This is a genomic window from Bradyrhizobium sp. (assembly GCF_035652035.1).
Lineage (GTDB): Bacteria > Pseudomonadota > Alphaproteobacteria > Rhizobiales > Xanthobacteraceae > Bradyrhizobium.
In genome coordinates this window covers 29,384-45,481 of record NZ_DASREO010000017.1, presented here as the reverse complement: position 1 = coordinate 45,481, position 16,098 = coordinate 29,384, and the positions used below count along the sequence as shown (strand labels likewise).

The 16,098-nt window shown below is 61.8% G+C and carries 12 protein-coding genes and 1 pseudogene; 4 read left to right on the top strand and 9 right to left on the bottom strand.

What is annotated here, in order from left to right:
* From rbcL to VFB05_RS06590, 5 genes and pseudogenes are all read right to left on the bottom strand, one after another.
* Positions 1–390, bottom strand: a pseudogene (rbcL, locus tag VFB05_RS06610) (ribulose-bisphosphate carboxylase large subunit); the annotation flags it as partial.
* Positions 391–419: 29 nt separating this feature from the next.
* Entirely contained in the window at positions 420–1,496 is a 1,077-nt protein-coding gene (fba, locus tag VFB05_RS06605) for a class II fructose-bisphosphate aldolase (protein WP_325010228.1), read from the bottom strand.
* Between the two features lie 30 nt (positions 1,497–1,526).
* Positions 1,527–3,572, bottom strand: coding sequence for a transketolase (tkt, locus tag VFB05_RS06600; protein ID WP_325010226.1), 2,046 nt, complete (start codon positions 3,570–3,572; stop codon positions 1,527–1,529).
* The gene (locus tag VFB05_RS06595; RefSeq protein ID WP_325010224.1) at positions 3,569–4,444 is read right to left on the bottom strand and encodes a phosphoribulokinase; all 876 of its coding nucleotides are present in this window, start codon (positions 4,442–4,444) and stop codon (positions 3,569–3,571) included. Before VFB05_RS06595 ends, tkt begins: the two co-directional genes overlap by 4 nt.
* Positions 4,445–4,455: 11 nt before the next feature.
* A complete protein-coding gene (locus VFB05_RS06590; protein ID WP_325010222.1) occupies positions 4,456–5,496 on the bottom strand; it encodes a class 1 fructose-bisphosphatase in 1,041 nt (346 codons plus the stop codon).
* A gap of 165 nt (positions 5,497–5,661) precedes the next feature.
* Here VFB05_RS06590 and VFB05_RS06585 point away from each other — a divergent pair, with 165 nt between their 5' ends.
* Positions 5,662–6,627, top strand: a complete 966-nt coding sequence (locus VFB05_RS06585; protein ID WP_325010220.1) for a LysR family transcriptional regulator — start codon at positions 5,662–5,664, stop codon at positions 6,625–6,627.
* 26 nt (positions 6,628–6,653) lie between these two features.
* On the opposite strand, the gene VFB05_RS06580 is transcribed toward VFB05_RS06585, so the two are convergent.
* The 4 genes from VFB05_RS06580 to VFB05_RS06565 form a co-directional block, all read right to left on the bottom strand.
* Positions 6,654–7,397 (bottom strand): transglutaminase-like cysteine peptidase, encoded by a 744-nt coding sequence (locus VFB05_RS06580; protein WP_325010217.1) that lies wholly within the window; start codon positions 7,395–7,397, stop codon positions 6,654–6,656.
* 277 nt (positions 7,398–7,674) lie between these two features.
* Positions 7,675–8,028: a hypothetical protein gene (locus VFB05_RS06575; protein WP_325010215.1), complete on the bottom strand. Its 354-nt coding sequence runs from the start codon at positions 8,026–8,028 to the stop codon at positions 7,675–7,677.
* Between the two features lie 163 nt (positions 8,029–8,191).
* Complete coding sequence (locus VFB05_RS06570; RefSeq protein WP_325010213.1) at positions 8,192–9,118, bottom strand: response regulator transcription factor; 927 nt, start codon at positions 9,116–9,118, stop codon at positions 8,192–8,194.
* Positions 9,108–12,476: a hybrid sensor histidine kinase/response regulator gene (locus tag VFB05_RS06565; protein WP_325010211.1), complete on the bottom strand. Its 3,369-nt coding sequence runs from the start codon at positions 12,474–12,476 to the stop codon at positions 9,108–9,110. The genes VFB05_RS06570 and VFB05_RS06565 overlap by 11 nt, the downstream gene beginning before the upstream one ends.
* A 163-nt stretch (positions 12,477–12,639) precedes the next feature.
* Here VFB05_RS06565 and urtA point away from each other — a divergent pair, with 163 nt between their 5' ends.
* The 3 genes from urtA to urtC all read left to right on the top strand — a co-directional run bounded on the left by urtA (position 12,640) and on the right by urtC (position 16,090).
* Complete coding sequence (gene urtA / locus VFB05_RS06560) at positions 12,640–13,902, top strand: urea ABC transporter substrate-binding protein (protein WP_325010209.1); 1,263 nt, start codon at positions 12,640–12,642, stop codon at positions 13,900–13,902.
* 94 nt (positions 13,903–13,996) lie between these two features.
* Positions 13,997–14,923: an urea ABC transporter permease subunit UrtB gene (urtB, locus tag VFB05_RS06555; protein ID WP_325010207.1), complete on the top strand. Its 927-nt coding sequence runs from the start codon at positions 13,997–13,999 to the stop codon at positions 14,921–14,923.
* Between the two features lie 21 nt (positions 14,924–14,944).
* Positions 14,945–16,090 (top strand): urea ABC transporter permease subunit UrtC, encoded by a 1,146-nt coding sequence (gene urtC, locus VFB05_RS06550; RefSeq protein WP_325010204.1) that lies wholly within the window; start codon positions 14,945–14,947, stop codon positions 16,088–16,090.
* Positions 16,091–16,098: the final 8 nt, after the last annotated feature.

Genomic DNA, 16,098 nt, shown 5'->3' with positions numbered 1-16,098 from the left:
CTTGAAGCCGAACACATTGCCGATGATAGACGCGGTGAGGTTCGCGATCGAGCCCGGCTCGAACAGGTCGAGATCGTAGGCGATATAGGCGAAGTAAACGCCGGGCGAGCCAGGAACCGGATCGACCCGATAGCACTTGGCGCGATATTTCTCCGCTGCCGTCAGCCGGTCGGTCCACACCACGGTCCAGGTCGCGGTCGAGGATTCGCCGGCGACCGCGGCGCAGGCCTCGGTCGGATCGACGCCATCCTGCGGCGTCACCCGAAACAGCGCAATGACGTCGGTGTCCTTTGGCTGATAGCCGGGTTCCCAATAACCCATGCGCTTGTATTCCATGACGCCTGACTTGTAGCGATCCTTGCCGCGCACCGTGATCGACTCATGTTTCATCTGACACTCCTCTTGTTTTCATCGGCCCGTCAGGCCGCTTTCGTCATGCGTTCGCTCTTGAGGGCGCCTGAGCGATAGCGGCGTGCCATTTCGGCAAGCGGGATCGGCCTGATCCGGCTTGCATTGCCGGCCGTTCCGAACTGCTCGAAGCGCTCACGACAGAGGTCACGCAGTGCGTCCATCGCGGGCTTCAGGAATTTTCTTGGGTCGAATTCGCTTTTCGACTGTAGCGCTACTTTTCGGAACGCGGCCGTCATCGCCAGACGGCAGTCGGTATCGATATTGACCTTGCGGACGCCGTGCTTGATGCCGAGCACGATTTCCTCGATCGGAACGCCCCAGGTCTGCGGCATCTCGCCGCCGAAGGCGTTGAACATGTCTTGCAGCGGCTGCGGTACCGACGACGAACCGTGCATCACCAGATGCGTGTTCGGGAGCCGGCGATGGATCTCTTCGACAACGCGCATCGCGAGGATCTCGCCGTCCGGCTTGCGGGTAAATTTGTAGGCGCCGTGCGAAGTGCCCATAGCGATGGCAAGCGCATCGACCTCCGTCGCACCGACAAACTCGACAGCCTGGTCGGGATCGGTCAGCAGCTGGTCGTGGCCGAGCGCGCCTTCGGCGCCGTGACCGTCTTCTTTTTCGCTTGACCCATGCTCGAGCGAGCCGAGCACGCCAAGCTCGCCCTCGACCGAGGCGCCGATCCAGTGCGCCATCTGAACCACGCGACGCGTGATGTCGACATTGTAAGTGTAGTCGGCGACGGTGGTGGCATCGGCCTTGAGCGAACCATCCATCATGACCGAGGTGAAGCCATGCTGGATAGCGGTGGCGCAGGTGGCTTCGCTGTTGCCGTGATCCTGATGCAGGCAGAGCGGGATGTGCGGAAACATCTCGACCAGCGCGTCGATCATCCGCGACAACATGATATCACCGGCATAGGAACGCGCGCCGCGCGAGGCCTGGATGATGACGGGCGCGTCGACAGCGCTAGCTGCTTCCATGATCGCAAGCCCCTGTTCCATATTGTTGATATTGAACGCCGGGACGCCGTAGCCGCGCTCGGCGGCATCGTCCAACAGCTGCCTCAAGGTGATCTTTGCCATCGTTTCACTCCAGACGTTTCGTTGTTGTCGTCAGGCGGGGATCGGGATCGCGGACCTTGCTTCCGTCACCGTCCGCTCGGCGGCTGCAGCGACCGCCTCGGCCGTGATGCCGAAGTGCGAATAGAGCTCGGTTGCGGGCGCAGAAGCGCCGAAGCCGGTCATGCCGACGAACTCGCCGTTCTCGCCGATCCATTTGCGCCAAAGGCCTTCGACGGCCGCCTCAACGCCGACCCGTGGTGCGGTGCCGAGCACGGCGGCGCGGTACCTGGCAGGCTGCAGCTCGAACAGTTCGAAGCAGGGGGCTGACACGACAGCCGCGCGCAAACCCCGCGCGCCGAGCAGCATGGCTGCCTCTGCCGCGATAGAGACCTCTGATCCGGTCGCGATTATTGTCACGTCCCGCCTGTGCTCGGGTTCGCTGAGCACATACGCGCCGCGCGCAACCGGATTTTCAGGCGCGAAGGCGCGATCGAGCACAGGCAGCGCTTGCCGGGACAGGCAGAGCACCGAAGGCTGGCGGCCTGCTCGAAGAGCGCAGTCCCACGCCTGCGCCGTCTCGACCGCGTCCGCGGGACGAAACACCAGGAGATTGGGAATGGCGCGCAAGGACGCCAGGTGTTCGACCGGCTGGTGTGTCGGGCCGTCTTCGCCGAGACCGATCGAGTCATGGGTCATCACATGAATGACGCGCACGCCCATCAGCGCGGCGAGACGGATCGCCGGGCGGCTGTAGTCGGAAAACGCCAGGAATGTGCCGCCATAGGGAATGAACCCGCCATGCAATGCGATGCCGTTCATCGCGGCCGCCATCGCGTGCTCGCGAATGCCATAATGAATGTAGTTACCGTCATAAGCGCCGGGCCGCACTGGTTGCTGCGCGCGTGTCAGCGTGAGATTGGAATGCGTCAGGTCGGCGGAGCCGCCGAGCAGGTTCGGCGAGGCTTGCGTGATCGCCTCCAGCACCTGCTGCGAAGCCTGGCGGGTCGCGATCTTCGGCCGTTGGTCGGCAAAACGACACTCGATCTCGCGTAACGCAAACCCGACGTCGTTGCCGGCCTCGCCCTTGAGGGCATCGTCAAAATCATCGCGGGCGAATTCGTCACGCTGTTCCAGCCGCTCCATCCAGCGGTGCCGGGCGATGCGGCCACGCGCGCCTACCGCGCGCCAGCGCGCCAGCAATTCTTCCGGGATCTCGAACGGTCCATACGGCCAATGCAACGCTTCCCGCGCTTTGCCAAGTTCGGCGCCGCCGAGCGGCGCGCCGTGGACCTTTTCGGTGCCCTGGCGCGTCGGCGCGCCGTAGCCGATCACGGTGCGGCAGGCAATCAGCGAGGGACGATTGGTTTCGCGTTCTTCGTTGATGGCTTGGGCGATCGCATCATGGTCATGGCCATCGACGCGGCGCACCGACCAGCCGGAGGCGAGGAAGCGGATCAACTGATCGTCGGAGCAGGACAATGAAGTGGCACCGTCGATCGTAATCTGGTTGTCATCGAACAGCACGATCAAGCGCGACAGCTTCAAATGACCCGCAAGCGAAATCGCTTCGTGGCTGAGCCCTTCCATCAGGCAACCGTCGCCGGCGATCACATAGGTGAAATGATCGACCAGATCGTCGCCGAAGCGCGCGTTCAGCATCCGCTCGGCCAGCGCCATGCCGACGGCGGTCGCAAGTCCCTGTCCGAGCGGTCCGGTCGTGGTCTCGACGCCCTCGGTGTGGCCGTATTCGGGATGTCCGGGCGTTTTCGAGCCGAACTGGCGGAAGCGCTTGAGCTCATCGCGCGTCATCGTCTCATAGCCGGTGAGATGGAGCAGCGCATACAGCAGCATCGATCCATGACCGGCCGACAGCACGAGGCGATCGCGATCGGGCCAGTGCGGATCGGCAGCGTCGAACTTGAGGAAGCGCGAGAACAGCACCGTGGCGACATCGGCCATGCCCATCGGCATGCCGGGATGGCCCGACTTTGCGTTCTCGACCGCGTCGGCGGCAAGGAAGCGCACGGCATTCGCCATCTCGACATGCGACGGGAGCGTGCGGAAGCTGTTCAGTGCGGCGGTGGAATGGACCGTCATAGCGAGCGCCTCTTGCGTTCGATGAGTTGCAGGATCAGCGGGGTCAAAATCAGCTGCATCGCGAGATCGAGCTTCGATCCGGGAATCACGATCGAGTTGGCGCGCGACATGAAGCTGTGCGGGACCATCGACAGCAAATAGGGGAAATCGATGCCGCGCGGATTCTTCAGGCGGATCACCACCATCGATTCGTCCGGCGTCGGGATCCAGCGCGCGATGAACGGGTTCGAAGTATCGACCGTCGGGATGCGCTGGAAGTTGATGTCGGTCTCGGTGAACTGCGGACAAATGTAGTTCACGTAGTCCGGCATGCGGCGAAGGATGGTGTCGGTCACGGCCTCGGTCGAATAGCCGCGATGCGACCGGTCGCGATGCAGCTTCTGGATCCATTCCAGGTTGATCACAGGCACGACGCCGATCTTGAGGTCGGCGTGCCGTGCGATATCAACCTTTTCGGTCACGACCGCGCCGTGCAGTCCTTCGTAGAACAACAGCTCGGAATCGGAGGGCAGGGACGTCCAGGCGGTGAAGGTGCCGGGCTCGCCGCCATAGAGCGCTGCTTCCTCGGCGTCATGGAGATAGTGGCGTGTCAGCCCGGTGCCGGTTTCGCCATATTCGCGAAACGTCTTCTCGAGCGCCTCGAACAGATTGGTTTCGGGGCTGAAGTGGCTGAAGTGCCGGTTGCCGCGTTCGGCCTCTTCCGCCATTTTCTGGCGCATTTCGGTGCGGTCATAGCGATGAAACGCGTCGCCTTCGATATAGGCCGCGGTCACCTGCTCGCGGCGGAAGATCTGCTCGAACGTCTTCTTCACCGACGTGGTGCCGGCCCCGGAAGAGCCGGTGACGGAAATGATAGGATGCCGCCGCGACATGCGCGTCTCCGTCAGAGAAACAGCCCGCGCCGCGCAAATAGCGGCGCGTCGCTGCTTTCGAACAGTGGTTGAGTCCGCAAGTGCATGATGTCGAGATCGCGCACCGCGCGGGCCGAGCCCATGATCAGCGGCGTGCGTTGATGCGGCATGCGTGCCGAGAGATCGAGAATGCGGTCGCGTCCGGTCGAGGCGGCGCCGCCGGCCCACTCCATGATCAAGGCGACGGGATGCGCTTCGTAGATGAGGCGCAGCCGTCCCTCGCGATAGCCGCGACGAGCATCGGCGGGATAAAGGAACACGCCGCCTCGCACCAGGATGCGGAATGTCTCGGCAACCAGCGAGCCGATCCAGCGCATGTTGAAGTCTTCGCCGTGCTCGCCGGTTGCCCCTAACAGGCATTGCTCGATAAACGCCTGCACCGCTTCGTTCCAGTGCCGGCGATTGGACATGTTGATGGCGAATTCGGCGCTGTGCGCGGGGATGCGAACGTTGCGCCGGATCAGGATGAATTCGCCTCTCGCGCGATCGAGCAGGAAAATCTCGACGCTGCCATGGAGTGCGAGCACCAGCGTCGTCTGCGGGCCGTAGATGAAGCATCCGGCGGCAAGCTGCGTGGTGCCCGGTTCGAAGAAAGACGACAACGCGTCGCGCAAGCGTGGCCGGATCGAAAAAATCGTCCCGGTCGAGATGTTGTTGGCGAGATTGGCCGATCCATCCAGTGGATCGATGGCGACGCAAAACGCGGCTTCCGAATCGAGGATCTCCGGCAACTCCGTTTCCTCGGAGACAACAGCGGCGACCGGCGTATTGTGGAGAGCGCTGCACATCAGTGCATTCGCTGCGATATCGAGATCAATCTGCGTATCGCCCCCGGAATTGGTGCCGCTCGCGCGGCCGTCGATGCCGGCAAGAGGTCCGGCTGCGATCAGGCCGGCCAGTTCGATTGCCGCTTTGGCGAGGCGGGAGATCACCTTCGCCAGAGCATCTCCCTGGGGGATGGAGGAGGCGGCGCCGTCGAGATACGTGTCCAACGTCGGGGGCTGCTGGTCCATTGGTCGTTCCCTGCGGTGGCCGCCCTTTCAGGGAGGGCTTGGCCTGATCGCCCGCGCAGCCGGAGAGATCGTTGTGCGGGTCGCCGCTATGAAACGTCGGGATTGAGCAATAAGTAAAATTTCAATATCTTGGGTCCGGCCAAAGTCCTTCTTATAAAGGTCAGCATGGCAGTCCATTTTCGACGCGATTTGACGATCCGGCAGCTCCGCGCGCTTGGCGCGGTGCATGCCATGGGCTCGGTCACGGCGGCCGCGCGGTCGCTCAATCTCACCCAGCCCGCGGTGACGCTGCAGCTTCGCAACCTCGAAGCCTTGGCCGGTCTTCCGCTCATTCAGCGAACCGGAGACGGCATGCGGCTGACCGATGCCGGACGTGAGGTCATTGCGCTCGCCGAACGCATCGAAGCGGCGCTGGTCGATTGCGAGCAGACGCTTGACATGATCGCGGGCCGCAGCGGCGGCCGCGTTTCGATCGCGGCCGTCTCGACGGCGAAATATTTCGTGCCATTCGCGATCGCCGCGTTTTCCAAGCAACATCCGAAGATCGACATCGTGCTCAGGATCGGCAATCGCGAAGACATCCGTCAGGCGCTGCGCGGCTACGATCTCGACATCGCGATCATGGGCCAGCCCCCGCCTGACGTGCCGGTGGAGAAGCGCCTGCTCGGCGAGCACCCGCACGTCGTCGTTGCCGCGGCTGGTCACTGGCTTGCCAGGGACAGAGGTCTTGCGGTCGTAGATTTGACCTACGAGACCTTCATCATGCGCGAGCGCGGCTCTGGCACGCGCATGCTGATGGAGCAGTTTTTTCAGGCCAGCGATCTGCAACCGAAGATCGGCATGGAGATGGACTCAAACGAGACCATCAAGCAGGCGGTGATCGCCGGCCTCGGCATCGCTTTCATTTCGCTGCACACGGTCGCGAGCGAACTTGCCGACGGGCGGCTCGTCATACTTGATGTCGCGGGCCTGCCGGTCATGCGGCAATGGTATGCGGTGCGCCGGTCGGACAAGACATTGCTGCCGCCCGCGCAGGCGATGCTGGAATTTCTCGCCGACGAAGGCAGTCGCTACCTTCCCGCGGCTGAACTCGTTCGCACTGAGCGAACCGTCAGCTTTACCGGCCTGTGAGTTGGAGAATCTACCCTTGGGGCGTTTTAGCTGACCGATTGCCGGTGTCGGTTCGCCGAGACAAACCGCCGGACACCGTGATCGTCCAACATGAACTCCGGCATCGCCCTGACGACGTCGGTGTCGCGCACCAGCGTCAGTGTGCGATTATCCAGGAGGAGCCACTCGCCGTCGACCCGCACGGCCAACACTGCGTGGTCCTCGTTCGGAAAGGCGCTTTTCAGGACCACGAGTTTGAGGTCGTCTGCGGAGACGCCGGCCTCCAGCAGCGCGGCGTATTTGACGATTGCGTAATCCTCGCAGTCGCCGCGGCGGGACTGAATGGTCTCGAACGGAGCACTCCAATGGTCCGGAACGCCCCATTGGGCTTCGTCGCTCGCCGGTCCGATTGCAAGATTAACGGCTCTGTTGATCAGACCCACGCGAGCACGGCCGCTTCGCCCGGCGCCTTCCGAACTCAAGCGGATAAGCTCCCTTGCAGCAGCGGGGCAGCGCTGGCCATCACGGCACAGCGCCACGACCTTCAGCTGCTGCGAAATTTCGGCTTGAGCGCGCCCCCATTTCTCCGGAAGATCGCCGCCGAAGACGGGTTCTGTGTCCATGCCGAACATTGGGACGCCGGCATGCTCATCACGAACGACGGCTCGCGCAGGATCGGGAGCTACCGCATTCGAATCGCTCTCAAGAAATGCAATGCCTTCGATTTTTGCGGTGTCGAAAAAAGCGGCAGTGGTTGCGGGATAGGGGAGCGGTGCGCGCCGCGCCAGCAATGGAAAGATCGCGGCGAGCGAGAGGCCCAGCAATAACATCCAACGTGCTGCGTCATTGCGCCTCACGCACAGGCTTTGAATTACGGTCGACATGCGGACGAGCTTTCACCGAAACGGCCCCAAGCTCAGCTAGCGGTGCGACGCCCGTCACCAAGCCGCATCGGCGCAACCCTGCATCGGTGATTACGCAGGTCTGCGGTCCTTGAAATTCCGCAATTGCGATCGCGTGCCGTCCCGCCATCGTCGTTCGCAAACCTGCGCGCGCCGATGCCGGAAATCACACGGCGTCCGCCGGCACGAAACAGCTAATGATGATGGTGCCGCGGTGGTGCACGTACCAAACTACGGCTTGACCAACCGGATTTCCGCGATCGCGGATAATGGCCCGCTCGGGTACGGCCATCCATTGCCCCTCGATGGGAACCCAATAGGCGCCCTCGCGAAAATCATAATCGGTCCGGTGACCGTCCGCCATGTCGCAACACGGGACGCCGTTCGGTGCAGTCACGGCTTTGAACCAGGCACGGATGTCCGGCGAGACATTGTCGTATTGTCCGTTGTCGAAGGCTAGCGCCGTGCCGCTCAGCGCACACACGCAGGCTAGCAGGGCAGCCCGCCCGATTCCTCGCATGCGATCCTCCACCGCTTGCTTGCTTTTGTATCGTTTGCCAACTCGAGCGCAACGATTCGACGTTGGCGCGATTAGGCCTGAGCCGCGGAGTGGCTGCACGCTCAAAAATTGAGCGTTCGGCGTTGCCAGGAATTGGTGCGGCGCAGAATTCGCGTGTTCAACTTTATGAATGGCGCCGATTGGTGCTGGTCGCGATGGCGGCGGCCGCCGTGCGGTTCTCGACGCCAAGCTTGGCGTAGATCTGTTCAAGGTGCTTGTCGACGGTCCGCGGACTTAACCCCAGGATCTGCGCAATGTCGCGGTTGGTTTTCCCCTTGCTGAGCCACGACAGGACTTCGCCCTCGCGCGTTGTCAGGCCGAGTTCGCTGGAAAATTCGATCGGCGTATCGGCGCTGGAATCTTTGGCCAGGCGCAGCAGGAACTCGTTCGGTCCAAGCTTGCCCATATATTGCAGTTGAAGCTGCTCGTTCTGCGGTAGCGAGGCGGTTTGGCCTTTCGCTTTGGCGTTTCCCTTTTGCATCTGCGTCAGCCATTCCAGCGTGGGTTCGGGCAGGGCGAACTCCTCGCCGGCGCTGGAAGGCAGATTTTCAGACAGCATCTTTTGCGCCTGTGGCGTCGCCCAGACGATCTTGCCTTGCCCGTTGACCGCGAGCAGATAGCGCCCGGAGACGTCGAGCGCGGCGCGAGCGCTCTGCGTCATCCGGGCGTTGGCGAGGTGCACGCGAATGCGCGCCAGCATTTCCTCGATCACGATCGGCTTGGTGACGTAGTCGACGCCGCCGGCCTCGAGGCCGCCTACGATATGTTCGGTTTCGGCCAGCCCCGTCATGAAGATGACGGGAACGTTGCCGAAACCCGTGTCGCTTTTCAACCGCCGGCAGGTCTCGAAGCCGTCCATGCCGGGCATGACGGCGTCGAGCAGGATGATATCCGGCGTGATCTGTTCGACGATGCGCAGCGCAGCCGCGCCGTCCATTGCCACCATGACCGTCATTCCCGCGCCATCGAGCGCGTCCGTCAACAGACGCAGCGTTTCCGGAGAATCGTCGACGACGAGCGCGATGTCGCGCTTCTTGGATTCAGCGATCATGACTTTGCAGTGATTTAAGGGTTGCCATATAGCGATCGAGATCGAAGCGGTCGATCAGGGCGCGCATTTCCGACACGAAATCGCTGTGCTCGGGGTGGTCGGCGCTGATCTCGTCGAGCTTGACCTGGATCGCGCGGATATAGCCGAGTTGGCCCAGATTGATGAGGTCCTCGACCTGGCTTGGCGGCGGTTGCCGGCCGCGGCCGGGCTCCCACTTTGCTGCCGTGACCGGTTCATCAGTGTATTGCCAATCGATTTTGAGAAGCTGGCGGATCAATTCAAGAAGGCGCGGAATATCGATCGGCTTCATCAGATAGCCGTCGTGGAAGGGCTGCGCCAGCGGCGCACCATGCGCTTCGAGCGCACTGGCCGACACCATCAGGATGCGGGCCTGATGGTGACCCGTTGCGCGAAGGGTTTCCGCGACGGTCCAGCCGTCCATTCCGGCCATCGAAATATCCAGCAGGAACAGGTCCGGGCGGCAATGCTGGGCGAGGGCCAGGCAACCTTCACCATCGGGCGCGCTGAGCAGGATAAAGCCTAGCGGCGTCAGCACCTCACGCATCAGATCGCGCTGGATCGGATCGTCGTCGGTGATCAGAATGGTCTTGCGCGCGCCGTGATAACCGGATGGCGATGCATTGACCGCGGCGATCTGCTTCGGATTGGCGACCTCAGACAGCAGCAGCTTGACGCGGAACGTGCTGCCGTTGCCGACGGTGCTCGTAACCTGGATATCGCCGCCCATGACGCCGGCGAGCAGGCGACTGATGGTGAGCCCCAACCCGGTTCCGGTCTGCGGCTGCGAGGCGCCAAGCGCGCCGCGTTCGAAAGGCGCAAAGATGCGTTCGAGGTCGGACGGCTGAATGCCAGGGCCCGTATCGATCACCTCGAATTCGGCAACGGGGCTGCGATAATGCACGACCAGTTGCACGCTGCCGGAAGAGGTGAACTTGATGGCGTTGGACAGCAGGTTGATGAGAATCTGGCGCAGCCGCTTCTCGTCGGCATAGACGACGGAAGGGAGTGTCGGCGCGCGCTTGAAGACGAAGTCGATCCCCTTGGCGGCGGCCTGCAGGCGGAACATGCCGACGAGTTGGTCGAGGAATTCGCCGATGCGGACCTCATCGCGCGACAGATACAGCCGTCCGGCCTCGATTTTCGAAATATCGAGAATGCCGTCGATCAATCCGGACAGGTGGTCGGCGCTGCGGCGGACCACGCGCACCTGATCGCGCGGCTTGGTCGCAAGGCTTGCGTCCTGTTCCAGCAGTTGCGCATAACCGGAGATCGCGTTCAGCGGCGAGCGCAGTTCATGGCTTAAGCCCACCACATAACGGCTTTTGGCAAGGTTGGCCGATTCCGCCACTTCCTTGGCGCGCTGCAATTCGGCATCGGTGCGCTTATGGGCATCGATTTCCTGAATGAGGAGCGTGGTCTGCCGTCGGGTTTCGGCCTCTGCCGCACGCCGGCTTTGTTGCGCCAGCACGAACAGCCAGGCGACGACGCCGATGATGATCGAGAGCGCAAAGAAGACCTTCCAAAGCACGTCCCAAACGAGGAGTTGGTCGACGTCGACGTTCGCCGCGGTCTGAAGATAGATCAGACTGAGCGTCAGCCCGACTAACCCGGCGGAGATCGCGAACACGCCAAGATAGTGCCCGACATGGGAGTTGATCCGGGCGTAGATCGGCTGCGGTAGCAGCTTGCCGAGGCTCTCGGACACTTGCGACTGGATACGAGCGTGCGGTTTGCAAAGGTCGTGGCAACGTGCATCGAGCGAGCAGCACAGCGAGCAGATCGGTCCGGCGTAAGCGGGGCAGGCGGCCATATCCTCGGGCTCGAAGGTGTGCTCGCAGATACAGCATTTGATGGCTTCGACGTTCTGCCAGCTCCGCTTGGGCTTGCGCGCGATGTAGTATTTGCCGCCGGTCGCATAGGCGATCAGCGGAGCCGCAAGGAACGCGACCGCCAGCGCAACGAAGGACGACAGCGCCTTGGCCGTCGGTCCGAACAATCCGTAGAACGCGCTGATCGAAACGATCGTCGCAATCGACATCGCGCCGACGCCGACCGGGTTGATGTCGTAAAGATGTGCGCGCTTGAATTCCATCTGCCGCGGTCGCAAGCCGAGTGGCTTGTTGACGACGAGATCGGAGACCAGCGCGCCGACCCAGGCGATCGCAACGTTCGAATAGAGCGCCAGCGTATGTTCCAGTGCCTTGTAGACGCCGATCTCCATCAAGAGCAGCGCGACCAGCACGTTGAACACCAGCCAGACGACGCGGCCGGGGTGGCTGTGGGTGAGCCGCGAGAAAAAGTTCGACCACGCGATCGAGCCGGCATAGGCGTTGGTCACGTTGATCTTGACCTGTGAGAGGATGACGAACGTGCCGGTCAGCGCCAAAGCGAGATCGGGTTGCGACAGCACATAGCGGAAAGCCTGAAGATACATTTGCGCAGGCTCGGCCGCATGCTCGTAGGAGACCCCGTGATTGATGGCAAAGAAAGCCAGAAACGATCCCGCCAGCAGTTTCAGCGCGCCGAGAACGATCCAGCCGGGGCCGGCCGTCAGCAGCGCAATCCACCATGACTTCTTCAAAGTGCGCCGGTCGCGCGGCAGGAAGCGCAGGAAGTCGACTTGCTCGCCGATCTGCGCCACTAGTGAGAACACGACGGAAGCGGCGGTGCCGAACAACAGCAGATCGAATTGGCCGGCGCTGCCGTGCTCTCCGGCGAACCTGGTCCACTCGGTGAAGGAATGCGGATTGGCGTAAGCGATCGCAGCGAAGGGAAGGACGTGCAGCACGATCCACAACGGCTGGGTCCAGAGCTGAAAACGGCTGATCAGCGTGATGCCGTGAGTGACGAGCGGAATGATCACGACGGCGCTGATCAGATATCCGATCGGCCGCGGAATACCGAGGCACATCTCGAGCGCGCTCGCGAGAATGACGGCTTCGATCGCGAAGAAAATGAAGGTGAAGGACGCATAGATCAGCGACGTGATCGTCGAGCCGATGTAGCCGAAGCCCGCGCCGCGCGTGAGGAGGTCAATGTCGATGCCGCATTTTGCGGCATGGTAGGCGATTGGAAGGCCGCAACAGAAAATGATGGCGCTAACGACGAGAATGGCTGCAGCGGCGTTGCTGACGCCGTAGTTGAGGGTGATGGTCCCCCCGATCGCTTCCAAAGCGAGGAAAGAAATGGCACCGAGTGCCGTATTGGCGACGCGGGCCGCAGACCATCGCCGGGCGCTCTTGGCGGTGAAGCGGAGCGCATAATCCTCCAGCGTCTGGTTCGCAACCCATTGATTATATTGGCGTCTGACGCGGTCGATCCGCTGCCGCCCTGCCACCTGTGCACTCCCGATCGTCTCGGCGGTCGTTGCAACTCCGATGCCAAAATCTACGTCGGGATTTTGCGGTGCAATATACGCGATCTTGCGTATCTGTGCGCTGCACAATCCGCGCAATCCTCGTCGGGCAAAACGACGTCCTCGAACACGAATGGGGGTACTGATGTCAGACGAGATCAAAAGCAGCCTGAAATCGCCGCTTCGGCGCAAACTGCTCGCCGGAATGGCGGCGCTTCCTGCCATTTCCCTGCTTCCGCGGTCCGCGTGGGCCAACACGCCTGCAACCTCGGTGGTCAACACCACGGGATTGGCGGTCACCGACACCGATGTGACGGTTGGAATTCTGCACTCGGTCACCGGCACAATGGCGATCTCGGAAACCGGATCGGTGGAAGCGGAAAAGCTCGCCATCGAACAGATCAACGCGGCCGGTGGCGTGCTCGGGCGCAAGATCAAGTTCATTCAGGAAGACGGCGCCAGCGATTGGCCGACATTCGCTGAAAAGGCCAAGAAGCTCCTCGTCAATGACAAGTGCGCGGCCGTCATGGGTTGCTGGACCTCGGCCTCGCGCAAAGCGGTGTTGCCGGTGTTCGAGCAATATAACGGCATGCTCTATTATCCGACCTTCTACGAAGGCCTCGAGCAGTCCAAGAACGTCATCTACACCGGCCAGGAGGCAACCCAGCAGATCATCGCGGGCCTTGACTGGGTCAACAAGACCAAGGGCGCCAAGACCTTCTATCTGCTCGGTTCCGACTACATCTGGCCACGCACGTCGAACAAGATTGCCCGCAAGCACATCGAAGGCCATCTGCAAGGCGCCAAGGTTCTTGGCGAAGAATATTTCCCGCTCGGTTCGACCCAGTTCAATTCGGTGATCAACAAGATCAAGCTGACCAAGCCGGACGTGATCTACGCCATCATCGTCGGCGGCTCGAACGTTGCCTTCTACAAGCAGCTCAAGGCGGCCGGCATCGATATGTCGAAGCAGACGCTGCTCACGATCTCGGTGACCGAAGACGAGATCGACGGCATCGGCGGCGAGAACATCGCGGGCGCCTATGCCTGCATGAAGTACTTCCAGTCGCTCGACAATCCGAACAACAAGGCCTTCGTGCCGGCGTTCAAGAAGATGTGGGGCGAAAAGACGGTCATCGGCGACGTGACGCAAGCCGCCTATCTCGGCCCGTGGCTCTGGAAGTTGACGGTCGAAAAAGCAGGCAGCTTCGACATCGACAAGGTCGCGGCAGCTTCGCCCGGCGTGGAGTTCAAGGGCGCGCCGGAAGGTTACGTGCGCATCCACGAAAACCATCACCTCTGGTCGAAGACGCGCGTCGGCCGCGCCAAGGTCGACGGCCAGTACGAGCTGATCTACGAGACCGCCGATCTCGTCGAGCCCGATCCGTTCCCGAAGGGCTACCAGTAAGACCAGCGCGCTCGATCTCGCGTCTCTTCCCAACAACTTTCTCGCGTCGCGACCTCCCGCGACGCGAGCCTACCCGGCAGTGGAGAACGGCTCGATGTTCGGCGACTACTCGATTGGCGATCTCGGCGCCATTCTCGCGATGCAAGGCTTTGCCGGCCTGATCCTGTTTTCGGTCTACGTGTTGATGGCGCTGGGGCTTGCCATCATCTTCGGCCAGATGGGCGTCATCAACATGGCCCATGGCGAGTTCATGATTCTGGGCGCCTACGTCACCTGGATGACCGCTAGTTTCGTCGAAGCCTATATCCCCACCATCTTCGGCGGGTACTTCTTCATCGCCATGATATTGGCCTTCATCGCCTCAGGTTCGCTCGGCATGCTGGTCGAATGGGCGATGATACGTCATCTCTACAAGCGTCCGCTCGACACGCTGCTCGCGACCTGGGGTCTCAGCCTTATCCTGCAACAGGCCTACCGTTCGATCTTCGGTGCGCGCGAGGTCGGCGTCGAACTGCCGCCATGGATGCTGGGTTCAAAGCAGATCACCGATTCAATCGAGGTACCGATCAACGGCATCTTCGTGATGTGCCTGACTGTGCTGATAACGCTCGCGGTCGCCTACATCATGTTCCGCTCCCGCTGGGGCCGGCAAGTGCGCGCGGTGGTGCAGAACCGCGTCATGGCCGGCGCCGTCGGCATCAATACCGAAAAGGTCGATCGCTACACGTTCGGCCTGGGCTGCGGCATCGCAGGGATCGCCGGCAGCGCCTTCACCATGATCGGCTCGACCGGTCCCACGGCCGGCCAGCTCTACATCGTCGACACGTTCCTTGTCGTCGTATTCGGCGGTGCGGCGAGCTTGCTGGGCACCATCGCCTCTGCCTTCACCATCTCGCAAGCGCAGTCGACCATGGAGTTCTTCATGTCGGGGTCGATGGCCAAGGTTCTCACGCTGCTTGCCATCGTCGCCATCCTGATGATGCGGCCGCAGGGTCTGTTCGCCCTGAAAGTCCGCAAATAGAGAGTCGAGAAAGCTCCGGTCATGATCATCAACTCGCGCTTCTTCAATCGCTCGGAACTGATCGGCTTCCTGACGCTGGCGCTCTTGCTGTTTGTCATTCTGCCGCTGTCGCTCGATGTGTTTCGGCTCAACCTGGTCGCCAAATACCTGACCTACGCATTCGTCGCGATCGGCCTCGTGCTGTGCTGGGGCTATGGCGGCATCCTGAGCCTGGGGCAGGGCGTGTTCTTCGGTCTCGGCGGCTACTGCATGGCGATGTACCTCAAGCTTGAGGCATCGAGCGTCGAGAACACCAAGATCCAGTCGACCCCCGGCATTCCGGATTTCATGGACTGGAATCAGATCACGCAGCTGCCTTTCTTCTGGAAACCGTTCCATAGCTTTCCGATCACGGTTGCCGCAATCATTCTCGTGCCGGCGTTCTTTTCCTTCATCATCGGTGCTGCAATGTTCAAGCGGCGCGTCGGTGGCGTCTACTTCGCCATCATCACGCAGGCGATCGCCGCCATTCTCACCATCCTGATCGTCGGCCAGCAGGGTTATACCGGCGGCATCAACGGCATCACCGATCTGCGCACGCTGCATGGTTGGGACATCCGCACCGACCACGCCAAGTTCATCCTTTATTTTGTCGAGGTTGTGCTGCTGTTCGGCTGCATCGTCGCGGCGCAGTTCATCCGCCTGACCAAGCTCGGCCGTATCCTGGTGGCGATGCGTGAGCAGGAAGACCGCGTTCGCTTCTCCGGCTACAGCGTCGCCAACTTCAAGATCTTCGCTTTCTGCGCGGCCGCGGTGTTTGCCGCGATCGGCGGCGCGCTGTTCACTCTCGAAGTCGGGTTCATGTCGCCGTCTTTTGTCGGCATCGTGCCGTCGATCGAAATGGTGATTTACACGGCGGTCGGCGGCCGCATGTCGATCTTCGGCGCGGTCTATGGCTCTCTGGTCGTCAATTTCGCCAAGACGGCGCTGTCTGAATCATTCCCGCAACTGTGGTTGTTCGGCCTCGGTGCCTTGTTCATCGCCGTTGTCCTCGCCTTCCCGAACGGCCTTGCTGGAATCTGGGCCGACCACGTTCAACCCCGCATCGATCGCCTGATCGCGGCACGGGAAAAGCCGGGCCTCGTCTTGCCTGATAATTCCGTCGCCAACGGCGCGCCGGCTGAGTGAGGAGATTG